Below are 12,563 nucleotides of genomic sequence, written 5' to 3'. Positions count from 1 at the left end.
GAGCGCTACCCCGACGGCTGGGAGTCGCCGCTTCCGTACCTGCGCATCGTCGACGCGCCGTAGGCGTCACGCTGCGCGCCGCGCCCGGCACCGCCGTCACGGTGGCGCCGGGCCGGCCCTGCCATGACCTCGCCCAGCGTCGCCACCCGCCGCGCGCCGCGCCTCGACGCGCTGCTGGCGACGGCGCTGCTGCTCGATGCCACCGCCGAGGCGCTGCTGGCGCCGGCGGACCCGGGGGAGACGCTCGTGCTGCTGCTCGCCGGCGCGCTGATGGCGGCCGGCTTCGCGGTGCGCTCGCGCGCGCCGCTGGTGACGATCGCCGCCGTCTTCGCCGGCTTCGCGCTGGTGCTCGCGCACGAGCCGGTCGCATCGGACTTCGTCGGCCCGCTCGCGGCGCCGATCGCCGCGCTGTTCCTCGCGCAGCTGCGGCTGTCCGGCCGTGCGGCGGCGCTGGGCGCGGCGATCGCGGCGGCGCTGCTGCTCGCCGGGGTGCTGCTCGACCCGGCCGCGACCCTGCCGCGCTCGTTGTTCGGCGGCCTCTTCGTCTACGTCGCGGCGCCGGTGGTCGCGTCGTGGCTGGCGCGTCGTCACGGTGAGACGGCCGCCCGGCTGCGGGCGGCGACCACGCAGTTGGAGGCCGGTCGCGCCGCGCACGCCGCCGCGGCGGCCGAGGCCGAGCGGCTGCGCGTGCTCGGCGAGCTCGACCAGCGCCTCGCCGGGCAGCTGCACGAGCTGGCCGCGGCGGCTGAGCAGCTCGACTCCGCGACGCTGGAGGAGCCGCAGCTGCAGCGGCTCGTCGAGCGCGGCAGCGCGGCGTTGGAGGGCGTGCGGAAGGCGATCGGCGTCGTGCGCGGCGGGGAGCCGGCGGTGGGGGCGGAGCCAACAAGTGATGTGCGGACCGACGGCGCCGGCTGGCCGCTGCGGCGCCCCCGCGGCCGGCTCGGCCGCGGCGAGCTGGCGGTGCCGCTCGCGGTGCTCGCCGCGGGCACGGCCGACGCGCTGCTGCACGGCGACCTGCGCGCCTCGCGAGTCGTCGCGCTGGCCGTCGCGGTCGTCGTCGCGCTGCTCCTGACCGTGCGCCGGCGACAGCCGGAGGCGGTCGCGGCGGCCGTCGTCGTGCTGGCCGCGGCGCAGTGGGAGGTCTTCGCGGCATACGGCTCGGTCGCCGTGCTCGCGGCGCTGCCGATCGCCGCCTTCTCGCTCGGCGCCGGCAGCGGCGGCCCGCGCGCCTGGGGCGGGCTCGCGCTGCTCGTCGCCGGCGCGCTCGCGGCCGGCTTGACGGGCGCGCCGGCCGGTCCCTTCGACGTCGTCGTGCTCGCCGTCCTCGCGGCGGCCGGCTGGGGCGCCGGGCACGAGCTGCGCCTGCGCGCGAGCGCCGTCGCGCAGCAGCGCGAGGTCGGGCGACAGGCGGTCGCGACGCGCGCGCTGCAGGCGCAGCGCGCCGCGCTCGAGATCCGCGTCGGGATCGCCCGCGACGTGCACGACACGCTCGCGGGGGAGCTGTCCGCCGTCGTGCTGCAAGCGCACGTCGCGCGGCTGCGCCTGCACGACGGACAGCCAGCCGACGACGGGGTGGTCACCGCCGTCGCCGGCGCGGCCGCGAGCGCGCGCGACGAGCTCGATCGGCTGCTGGCGGCATCGCCCGACGCGCTCCCCGGCCTCGATCAGGTCGAGCTGCTCGCGGGGCGCGCGCAGGCGGCGGGGCTGCCGGTGCGGGTGACCGTCAGCGGCGCGCGCCGCCCGCTGGCGCCGGAGGCCGAGGCCGCCGCCTACCGGCTCGTGCAGGAGTCGCTCACCAACGCGCTGCGCCACGCCGGCGGCGCGCCGACCGAGGTCTCGCTCGACTACGGCGCGGAGGCGCTGCGCGTGGTCGTCACCGACGCCGGCGCGAGCGCCGGCAGCCGGCCGGTCGCGCTCGACCACGGCGGCGGCTTCGGCCTGGCGGGGATGCGCGAGCGGATCGAGGCGACGGGCGGGACGGTCGTCGCAGGTCCACGCGCGGAGGGCGCCGGCTGGCAGGTCGAGGCGCGCCTGCCGCTGCCGCCGCCCCTCAGCCGCTGAAGCGATCCGCCATCAGCCCTGCGACGAGCATCGCGGCGGCGAAGTTGCCGGCGGCGACCGCGTTGGCGACCGACGGCATCACGCCGGCCGCATCGCCGGCCGAGTGGAGGCCGGGCACGGTCGCGTTGTACTGCGCGTCGACCTCGACCGCGTCGGCGGTGAGCGGGTTGGCCGCATGGGTGGCGGCGCCGAGCTGCTCGGCCAGCGGCGAACGCTGGTGCAGCGTGACCGGCACGAGCAGGCCGCCGCAGGGACGCTCGGCGCCGTCGGCGAAGCGGACCGCGGTCAGCTCCTCGCCAGGACCGACCAGGCCGGCGACCGGGCGCTCGTCGACGGTGACGCCGGCGGCGCGCAGCAGCGCGGCCTCCTCGTCGCTCAGCTCGGCCGGGCCGTTCGCGAGCACCGTCACGTCGTCGCTCCAGGCGCGCAGCAACGTCGCGCGGTGGACGGCGCCGGCGCCGCGGTCGAGCACGGCCAGCGGCCGCTCGCGCACTTCCCAGCCATGGCAGAACGGGCAGTGGAAGACCGAGCGGCCCCAGCGTTCCGCGATCCCGTCCAGCTGCGGGTAGCGGTAGTCCATGCCGGTCGCCAGCAGCACGCGCCGCGCCGACTCGCGCGTGCCGTCGGCCAGCTCGAGCGTGAAGCGGCCGTCGCCGGCCGCGATGCGCTCCCCGCGCACGACCTCGCCGTCGCGCAGCTCGACGGCGGGGTAGGCGGCCAGCTCGGCGCGGCCGGCGGCGTAGTAGTCGGCCGGCGGGCGGCCGTCGGCGCCGAGCAGGCCGCCGATGCCGTGTGCGGGGCGGTTGCTCTGGCCCCCGGCGTCGAGCAGCAGCGTGCGGCGGCGCGCGCGGCCGAGCACGAGCGCGGCGCTGAGGCCGGCGGCGCCGCCGCCGACGATGATGCAGTCCCAGGTCTTCGTCATGGCATCGATGATCGCCGCGCGCGGTGCGATCTGCCAAGCTCTTTTGCCATGGAGGCAAAGCACGATCACGATCACCCCCACGAGGAGCCGGTCGACGCGCGCGTCCGCCGGCGGCTGCGCGAGTTGCGCAGCGAGCGCGGACTGACGCTGCAGCAAGTGGCCGAGCGCGCGAACATCGACGTCTCGACGCTCAGCCGTCTGGAGGCCGGCAGACGGCGCCTCGCGCTCGACCACGTGCCGGCGCTGGCGGGCGCGCTCGGCGTCAGCACCGACGACCTGCTCACGACCGCGCCGACGCAGGATCCGCGCGTGCGCGAGCGGCCGCGCAGATTCGACGGCATGACGATGTGGCCGCTGACCCGTCAGGGCCCGGCCGGCGGCCTGCACGCCTTCAAGGTGCTCGTCAGCGCGAGACGGCGCCAGCCGCCGGAGAGACTCGGCGTGCACGAGGGCTACGAGTGGATCTACGTGCTCGACGGCAGGCTGCGGCTGGTGCTGGGCGAGTCCGACCTGACGATCGAGGCGGGGGAGGCGGTCGAGTTCTCGACCTGGACGCCGCACTGGTTCGGCGCCGTCGACGGCCCGGTCGAGGCGCTCTGCATCTTCGGCCCGCAAGGCGAGCGGCTGCACCTGCACGGCTGAGGCGAGCGGGGCGGGGCGCGTAACTTATGCGCGGTTGAACCGTACAGTGTTCAGTATCGACCAGATCACTCAACCCCACGGTTGCTGCTGCCGATGACCGGGCTACCGAACGCCGTTCGGTAGCAGTCAGTCGGCTCAGACCCACCACGCACATGGACCACGCCTTGCTCTCGCACCCCTCGTCACGCCGCGGCACGCTGCTCGCCGCCGGCCTGCTCGCCGCCTGCGTCCTGCCGCCGGCCGCCTCCGCCGACGCCGCCGGCAGACGCGCTTCGCGCCTGCTGACCGTCCAGTCGCTGCGCGTCGGCACGACCGCCGCTCCGCTCACCGTGCAGGTGACGCTCCCGCGCCACGCGACGCTGCGCGCCTGGGTCAACGGCCGCCGCGCCGACAGCGCCTTCCACCACTCCGGTGTCGGCAGACGCCGCGCGCTGCTGACCGCGCACAACGGCCTGCGGATCGGCAGAAACCGGATCAGACTGCGCGCGACGCTGCCGAACGGCAGACGCGACGCTGAGACCCGCGTCGTCAAGATCAACGACCCGATCGCCGACGCCGGCCACGACCACTCGCTGATCGCCGGCCGCACCCTCGAGGTCGGCACGCGGCCGGGCGGCATGCGGAGCAGACGCGGTGGCATGAAGCTGCAGTGGAGCATCGCCGACGCACCGCGCGGCTCCGACGCGGAGCTGACCGATCCCGCCACCGCCACGCCCGAGCTGCGCCCCGATGAGCCCGGCACCTACACGCTGCGGCTGACCGCCGGCCGCGGCAGCGACGCCTCGCACGACACGCTGACCGTCACCGTCCGCCCCGACGACCCGCCGATCGGCGTGCCCTTCGAGACGCTCTCGGAGCGCCCCGAGGCCGGCGTCTGGATCGACGGCCAGCCGATCGCCAACACCTTCGACCGCAACGGCATCTTCGTCGTCGTGCTGGAGCGGCGCACGCGCGCCGTCGTCGAGGCCGGCACGACGCCGAAGCACGGCGCCGGCCTCAGCCAGCTGCGCGGGATGGCGGCCAAGTACGCCGGCAACGACCGTTACCTGATGCTCGTCTCCGGCGCCAGAGGCGTGAGCGGCGACATGGGCGACCAGCTGCGCGGGCTGCTGCGCGAGCTCGGCGCGCCGGCGCAGCCGGACGCCGCGATCAACGCCACGACCGCCGGAACGCCCTTCTCGATCATCGGGATCCCCGGCGGCGTCGACGGCTCGGCATGGGTCAAGTTCCCCGGCAGAGGCGCCTCGGTCGCCGCCGCCAACCTGAAGGCCAACCTGCAGCTCAACCAGGCCGTGCTCGGCACGACGCCCAAGCACTACGACGTCGTCTCCACCGACCACCCGACCTTCGACACCAGAGTCGGCAGACCGGGCGCGACCAGCAACACGATCCACTGGAACGGCAGAGACTATTCCGCGACGTTGCCGTCGTCCGCGACGGCCGGCTTCCACACGCTCGTGATCGATCCGTTCAGCGGCGCGGTGCTCGATCACAACCCGCTCACGACCAACGGCACCGACACCAACAACCAGGTCGCGGTCGCCGCCCTCTGGCTCAAGCAGTGGCTCGACCGCGACCCGGCGCCGCTGGTGATCATGCAGAGCATCGGCAGACCGAGCGGCGCGGCGAACAACTGGAACGCCTTCGTCGACCAGGCGGTGCGGCTCGGCGCCAATCGCTACGTGCTCAACTCGCTCGACGGCAGAACGGACAGCTACGCGCTCGTCGGCCGTCCCGGCTCGCAGGCGCCGGGCGCTGAGGCCAGCACGACGACCGACGACCCGGGCGAGCTGACCGGCGTCGCGACGCCCGATCGCACGCTGCGGCTGACGCCGGTCGCCTCGGACCCGTTCGGCGACCTCAACACCGAGCTGGTCGAGACCGCCTACCAGGCGCCGCAGGCCTTCCCGGCCTTCGACACCGCCGGCAAGAAGGCGGCCGAGACGTTCATCGGCATCTCGCTCGGCTTCTGCTCCAGCGGCAGCAGATCGTGCGAGATGCGCCGCCGCTACTACGAGAACTACGAGCCGGCCAACTGGAACCAGAAGTCGACCGACCTCAACAACCTCGGCTACCCGGACAACGCCAGCGGCTTCACGAGAGACGAGTTCACGGCGGTCAAGGCGCAGCTGGCGAGAGAGATCTCCGCGGTCTCCAACGTCAAGCACTACTTCGACACGCTGCAGTCGCCGTTCGACCGCACCGCCGGCAAGTCGATCCTCGACCTCAACGACCTCGCCGACAACCTCCGCAGCGAGTTCGCGGCGCCGACCGGCGACGCGACGACCTCGTGGGCGCTCGGCCTCGTCAGCGAGATCGCCGCCGTCGGCGGCTCGGTCGAGAGCTCCGTCTCGGGCGGCCTCAGCGCGATGTCGGCGATGTTCTCGCTCGTCTCCTACCTGACGCAGGAGAACGGCACCTCGGTGCTCGGCACCGAGATCACGACGAAGGCCGGCGAGCTCGGCCACCAGCTGTACGACCGCTACGAGATCGCGCAGCAGACGACGACCGGCGTCGCGCTGCTGTTCGTCAGCGACTGGGGCAAGCTGCAGAAGGCCGCCGGGAAGCTCGACAACGACTGGAGACTGCCGAACACGATGTCCGGCGCCTCGGCGAGCCTGAAGCTCTCCGCGCGGCGCTGGTTCGCCGAGTCGCTGGTGCCGACGACCTTCCCGTACCTGCTGCGCGCGACGCCCAAGCCGGTCGGCTCCGGCACCGCGATCGGCACCGAATGCCAGCTCTTCGACGGCTACGGCGGCCGCTGGTTCTACACCCATCCGTGGAACCGGATCGACGGCAACACGCAGGTGAGAGTGTCGGAGGCGTACGAGAACAACGGCCCGCGCTGGACGACGCTGTGGCCGACGCGCAACTTCGAGACCTACCCGAAGTCCGACAGCGTCTCGAAGCTGCTGTTCAACGCGACCGACGACCGCACCCCCGGCCTCGGTCTCAGCAAGCTGGCGTTCTTCTCGCCGGCCAACTTCGGCGGGCGCGTCTGGTCGGCCAACGACCGCGCGCGCCGCTGCGACCTGCCGATCAAGCAATGAGGAGAGGAATGCTCCCGACCGGGATCACGCTGACGGCGGTCGCCGCCGTCGCCGCCGTCGCGCCCGCAGCCGCCGGCGCGGCCACGCCCGCCCAGCTGACCGTCGACCGCTGGCAGGTCGGCGGCACCGACGCGCCGGTGACGGCGCGCGCGCAGGTGCCCGCGGGCGCCGCGCTGCGCGTGATCGTCAACGGCCGCACCGTCGCGACCGCCGTCGTGGAGCGGCGCGCGCGGGTGCGGATCGTCCACCTCAGCGCCCGCCAGGGGCTGCACGCCGGGCGCAACACGATCCGCTTCGTCGCGGGGGAGGGGAGAGCGCGGCAGGTCCGCACCCGCACGCTGAGACTGCGCGCGCCGCAGCTGCTCGCCGACGCCGGCCCCGACACGGCCGTCGTCGTCGCGCAGCGGACGCGGCTCGGCAACCGCCCGGGGCTGACCGCACCGCGCACCGGGAACGGCGGGGCACGCCACGCGCTGCGCTGGCGGATCGTCACGCGGCCGCGCGGCGCGACGGCGCGCCTGAGCGGCCGCACCGCCGCCCGCCCGACGCTGCACGCCCACACGGCCGGCAGCTACCGGCTGCGCCTCACCAGCTCGCTCGCCGGTCGCGCCGTCTCGCACGACACCGTCGTCGTCGACGTGCGCCCCGACGATCCGCCGATCGGGATCCCGTTCGCGACCCATGGCACCGTCGGCGGCAGACGCGGGATCGTGCTCGACGGCAGATTGATCCCTGACACCGACAGCTTCGAGGAGATCAACTACGCGGTGATCGACCGCGAGACGCGTGCGGTGATGACCTCCGGGCACGTCGCGCGTCAGTTCAACCCGGTCAACGCGGTCTACAAGAGCCTGCGCGACAGATACATGAACGACGACCGCTACCTCGCCGTCTTCGCCGGCCAGCGCGGTCTCGGCCGCGACACCGGCGGTCAGACGATCCTGAGAATGCTCGCCGACCTGACGCGCACGCGCGAGATGATGCAGTTCGAGGCCGACGCGGTCCTCAACGGCTCGCCGTTCGCCTACGTCGGCATCATCGGCGGGCCGGCCGAGACCGGCACCTTCCGCAGCCCGTGGGGGACGATCGAGCCCGCGCTGGCGAACATCGGCGGCTACCTCAAGCGCAGCGCGATCACGAAGCGCTACGAGTTCGTCTCGCCCGAGCGGCCGACCTTCGACACCCAGCTCGACCCGAGAGCGACGACCTCCAACACGATGGTCGTCGACCACCGCCAGCACAACGCCGTGCTGGGAACGGGCATCACCGCCGGCTTCCAGCTCGTCTCGCTCGATCCGTGGACCTTCCAGGCGACGAGCGTCGTGCTTCCGACCAACGCCAGCGACCCGTCGAAGGACGCGGGCCTGGCGCAGGCGGCCGCCGACACGCTGCGCGGCGCGCTCGACAACCCGCGCTGGCCGATCATCTTCCTCCAGAGCATCGGCAGACCGAACGCCCACAGCGCCAGCTGGAACGGCTTCGCCGACCAGATCGAGCGGCTCGGCGGCAGCCGCTACCTCGTCAACGCGCTCGACGGCAGACATTCCTACGCGCTCGCCGGCCGCGTCCTGTCGGCGTCGCCGACGGCCGAGGCGAGCAGCGTCAAGGGCGAGCCCGGCCAGCTGATCGGCAGCCTCGCGCGCTCGCGCACGTCGCACTTCGACGTCGTGCTGACCGACGCCAACAGCGGCCTCAAGACGAACCTGATCGACATGGCCTTCCAGGCGCCGCGCGGCTTCCCCGCCTTCACCGGCGCCGGCCAGCAGGCGGCGTATACCCACATCGGCAAGGCGCTCAGATTCTGCGCCGCGAGCGCCGCCAGCTGCGACGTGCGCAAGGCGTACTGGGACGACTACCAGGCGGCGTGGGGGCAGAAGTCGACCGACCTCGCCGGGATGACCTTCCCCGACGACGCGAGAGGGTTCGACAGAGACGACTTCGCCGCGGTCAAGAGACAGCTCGCGAAGGAGATCTCGGCGGTCAACACCGTCAAGACCTACTTCGACGCGCTGACGAGACCGTTCGCGCGCAGCAGCGGCGGCGTCACCGGCGTCGACATCAGCGCGCTCGGCAACGAGCTGATGAACACGATCGCGCCGCCGCCGGACAGCGCGACGACCGGCTGGACGCTCGGGCTGATCTCGCAGGTGCTCAAGGTCGGCACGATCGCCCCGCCGCCCGCGAGCAACATCGCCTCCGGGGTCTCCGGCGTCTTCGCCGTCGCCGCCTACCTCTCGGACGAGAACGAGAAGCCGATACTGGCCAACTCGATCCGCACGCGCACCGACCAGTACGTCGCGACGCTCGCGAAGCGCTACGAGATGGCGGAGCGGGCGCTCAACGACACGGCGCTGCTGTTCGTCAGCGACTACGGCAAGCTGATCGACGCGACCAGCCACATCGACGACGACTGGCGGCTGCCCTCCAGCGACCTCGACCAGCTCGCCGCGATGCGGCTGGCGGCCAAGCGCGAGCTGGCGCTGGCGACGACGATGGCGGCCTACCCGCGGCTGATCCGCGGCACGCCGCCGCCGCGCGGCCCGGGCGACGCGAACGGGCTCTCCTGCTACTTCCTGCCGGACTACACCCAGCAGCACCCGTGGCGCAACCAGCCGCGCGGGATGCAGACCGTCGCGACCGAGGGCTTCGACGGCAACGGCTCGCCGATCCGCCCGGCCGTCTTCGTCACGACCTGGGAGGGCGACTCACCGCGGGACGTCTCGGGGATCCTGTTCGGCGCGGTGAGAGCGGGCACCAGCGGCCTCGGCCTGAGCACCTACGACTTCTTCACGAGAAAGGTCTACGGGACGCTCTTTCACGCCAACGACACCGCATCGAGCTGCGATCTGCCGTTCATTCCACGCTGACGTCCACCTGTCGATGAGAGCGCGCGCGGTGTAGGCTGCCGCGCGAAGCCTCTGTTGAAGCTCGCCGACATCTCGCTGGCTGCACGCCGGCAGGCCTGACCGCCTCACCGCGCCCGTCTCGTTGACGGGCCCGGGTGGTCGCGCCTGCCGTTCTCAGCTTCCGACAACAGCGAACTTCCTTCGAGGTCTCACCAGTGCTCTCAGAGCTGCAGCAGTACCTGCGCCGCGCGGCGGCGCAGCATCGCACCGTGGTCCGCAGCGGGCCGTTCCTCGTCCACCTCGACGAGCAGTCGGACCAGCCGTACGCCAACTACGCGATCCCTGACGCCGGCGCCGAGCCGTCGGCGGCGGAGGTCGCGGCGCTGGTCGAGCTGTTCGCCGCGCGCGGGCGGCGCGCGGCGTTCGAGTTCCTGCCGGCCTGCGCGCCGGCGGTCTCGGGGGCGCTGCTCGCCGCCGGGTTGGAGGTGACGTACAGAATCCCGCTGATGATCTGCCCCGCTCGGCAGCTGGTCGCGGTCGCCCCGCCCGACGGCGTGACCGTGGTGATCGCGGACGATGCGACGCCGGACGAGCGGCTGCGCGAGCTGATCGCGATGCAGGGCGCGGCCTTCGGCCTGTCGCCGCAGCCGGTCCCCGACGAGGATGTCCAGCGCCTGCGCGCGCGGGCGGGGGAGGGGGTCGTGGCGTATGCGGTCTCCGGCGGAGCGATCGTCGGTGGCGGCTGCGCGCTCGTGATCCGCGACGGCATGACCGAGCTGGCCGGAATCGCCGTCGCGGAGGCGGCGCGGCGGCGCGGGATCGCGGCGGCCGTCACCGCGGCGCTGGCGCTGGAGGCGGTGGCGCGCGGCGCGACGCTGCCGTTCCTGACGCCCGGCGACGACGGCGCCGGCCGCGTCTACCAGCGCGCCGGCTTCGCGCCCGCGGGCGAGATGCTGCACATGGCGCTGCCGGGCTAAGAACCGGTTTCGAAATGCCGCCGGCCGGCTGGCACCGTCTCGCGGCGCCGGATCACCACCCGTGACCGCTCGACGCAGCAGGGCTGCGCCTTCGGATCACGTGCGGCGCCCGGCATCCACGATCCGGCCCCATCCGACTCGGCCTCATTCCGAAACAGGTTCTAAGGCCGGCGCGCGTCGATGTTGAGGCGCACGTAGTCGAGCACGAGCGGTCCGCCGGCCGCTGCGAGCACGTCCGCGACGAAGCGGTCGCGCAGCTCCGCCGGCAGCCGCTCGACGTGCGGGTGCAGGCAGACGGTGCGCAGGAACTGCTCTGGCTCCGGCGGCGTCACGTCCCACGGCTGCAGCCACGTTCTGACGTGCTCGAAGCCGGCTCGGCGCAGCCGCTCGGCCGTCTGCTCGGCGCTCGCGTAGTGCCAGGGCCCGTCCCAGCCGTCGAAGTGGGCGGCGTACGGCGCGCGTGCCGCGACGCGGTCGGAGCCGCGGCGGAACGCGGCGATGTTGCCGGCGCCGCCGCATTGCGCGACCAGTCGCCCGCCCGGCAGCAGCGCCGCGTGCAGCCGCGCGAAGAGCGCGTCGTGGTCGGCGATCCAGTGGAAGACGGCGCTGGAGAAGGCCGCGTCGACCGGCGCGCCGAGCGTCAGCTGGACGAGGTCGGACTGGAGCACCGTCGCTCGCTCGCCGAGCAGCTCGCGCGCGGCGGCGACCATCGACGGGGCGCCGTCGACGGCGATCACGCGACCGCGCGGCAGCCGCTCGAGCAGCTTCAGCGTCACTCTGCCCGAGCCGCAGCCGGCGTCGAGCACGGTCTCGTCGCCGCGCAGGTCGAGCCGGTCGAGCAGCGCGTCGGCCCACTCCTGGTGCGGCGCCGAGACGCGGTGGTAGGTCCGCGCATCCCAGTCGGGGGTCGCCGAGGTCATGCGCACACGATGGCACAGCGCATCGCGACCCCGCACAATGTTAGGTTGCCCTAATGTCCCTCATCCGCTTGCTTCGCCTCGCCTGCGCCGCCGCGGCGTTGGCGCTCGCGCTCGCCTTTGCCGCCTGCGGCAGCGACGACGACTCCTCCGAGACCTCCGCGGCCGCCGCGCCGGCGACGACCGGCGCGACGACCGCGGCCGCCGACGCCTTCCCCGTCTCCGTCAGACACAAGTTCGGCGTCACCGAGGTGCCGGCCGAGCCCAAGCGGATCGTCAGCGTCGGCCTGACCGAGCACGACACCGTCCTCGCGCTCGGCTTCAGACCGGTCGCGATCACCGACTGGTACGGCGATCAGCCGGGCGGCGTCTGGCCGTGGGCGAAGGAGGCGCTCGGCGACGAGAGACCGGTGCTGCTGTCGTCCTCGGACGGCTTCGAGTTCGAGAGAATCGCCGCGCTGCAGCCCGATCTGATCCTCGGCACGAACTCGGGGATGAGAAAGGGCGACTACGACAAGCTGTCGGCGCTGGCGCCGACGATCGCCGCCGCCGAGGGCGGCAGCGACTACTTCTCGCCGTGGGACGGGCAGGTCGAGCTGATCGCGCAGGCGCTCGGCAGAGCCGATGAGGGCAGAGCGCTCGTCGAGCAGGTCAGACAGCAGTTCGCCGACGCCGCTGAGCAGCACCCGGAGTTCGCCGGCAAGACGATCAGCTTCAACCAGAACGGCTTCTACGACGGGCTGATCTACTCCTACCCCGACGGCCTCAACACCGAGTTCCTCACCTACCTCGGCTTCAGAATCGACCCGCGCGTGACGAGACTCGCCTCCAGACCAGGCGAGCAGGTCGGCGTCTCGGCCGAGCGACTCGACGTGCTCGACGCCGACGTCGCGCTGTTCGCGACGGAGAGAGACGAGGACGTCGCGAGACTGCTGAAGGTGCCGACCTTCAAGTCGCTCAGAGCGGTCTCCGGCAACCACGCGGTCTACACCGATGGGACGCTGTCCGGGGCGATGTACTTCATGACCCCGCTGAGCCTCGGATACGTCGCCGAGAAGCTGCCCGAGCAGCTCGCGCTCGCGGTCGAGGGCAGAGCGCCGCGGGAGCTCGTCGGCGGCGAGGGCTGAGGCGAGGCGGCCGCCGCGCCG

The 12,563-nt window shown here is 73.4% G+C and carries 8 protein-coding genes; 6 read left to right on the top strand and 2 right to left on the bottom strand.

The features are described 5' to 3' along the window. The first annotated feature begins 123 nt into the window (after nt 1-123). A complete protein-coding gene (locus tag R7226_RS23040; RefSeq protein WP_318599703.1) occupies nt 124-2,061 on the top strand; it encodes a sensor histidine kinase in 1,938 nt (645 codons plus the stop codon). On the opposite strand, the gene R7226_RS23035 is transcribed toward R7226_RS23040, so the two are convergent. Then, nucleotides 2,051-2,983 carry an NAD(P)/FAD-dependent oxidoreductase gene (locus tag R7226_RS23035; RefSeq protein WP_318599702.1) on the bottom strand — a complete coding sequence of 311 codons (933 nt, stop codon included), beginning with the start codon at nt 2,981-2,983 and terminating at the stop codon, nt 2,051-2,053. The two genes, R7226_RS23040 and R7226_RS23035, sit on opposite strands and share 11 nt — an antisense overlap. Before the next feature lie 48 nt (nt 2,984-3,031). On the opposite strand from R7226_RS23035, the gene R7226_RS23030 reads away from it, so the two are divergent. From R7226_RS23030 to R7226_RS23015, 4 genes are all read left to right on the top strand, one after another. Then, nucleotides 3,032-3,625: a helix-turn-helix domain-containing protein gene (locus R7226_RS23030; RefSeq protein WP_318599701.1), complete on the top strand. Its 594-nt coding sequence runs from the start codon at nt 3,032-3,034 to the stop codon at nt 3,623-3,625. 152 nt (nt 3,626-3,777) lie between these two features. Further along, the gene (locus R7226_RS23025) at nt 3,778-6,675 is read left to right on the top strand and encodes a hypothetical protein (RefSeq protein ID WP_318599700.1); all 2,898 of its coding nucleotides are present in this window, start codon (nt 3,778-3,780) and stop codon (nt 6,673-6,675) included. An 8-nt stretch (nt 6,676-6,683) separates the two neighbouring features. After that, a complete protein-coding gene (locus R7226_RS23020) occupies nt 6,684-9,542 on the top strand; it encodes a hypothetical protein (RefSeq protein ID WP_318599699.1) in 2,859 nt (952 codons plus the stop codon). Nucleotides 9,543-9,736: 194 nt separating this feature from the next. After that, the gene (locus tag R7226_RS23015; protein WP_318599698.1) at nt 9,737-10,498 is read left to right on the top strand and encodes a GNAT family N-acetyltransferase; all 762 of its coding nucleotides are present in this window, start codon (nt 9,737-9,739) and stop codon (nt 10,496-10,498) included. Nucleotides 10,499-10,659: 161 nt separating this feature from the next. Here the strand turns inward: R7226_RS23015 and R7226_RS23010 are convergent, their stop codons facing one another. Next, a complete protein-coding gene (locus tag R7226_RS23010; RefSeq protein WP_318599697.1) occupies nt 10,660-11,418 on the bottom strand; it encodes a class I SAM-dependent methyltransferase in 759 nt (252 codons plus the stop codon). Between the two features lie 53 nt (nt 11,419-11,471). Here R7226_RS23010 and R7226_RS23005 point away from each other — a divergent pair, with 53 nt between their 5' ends. Continuing rightward, nucleotides 11,472-12,542 carry an iron-siderophore ABC transporter substrate-binding protein gene (locus R7226_RS23005; protein ID WP_318599696.1) on the top strand — a complete coding sequence of 357 codons (1,071 nt, stop codon included), beginning with the start codon at nt 11,472-11,474 and terminating at the stop codon, nt 12,540-12,542. Nucleotides 12,543-12,563: the final 21 nt, after the last annotated feature.

This window comes from Conexibacter stalactiti (assembly GCF_033542075.1).
Lineage (GTDB): Bacteria > Actinomycetota > Thermoleophilia > Solirubrobacterales > Solirubrobacteraceae > Conexibacter > Conexibacter stalactiti.
Note: the sequence above shows the minus strand (reverse complement) of the source record. Positions and strands in the feature narration are given on the sequence as shown.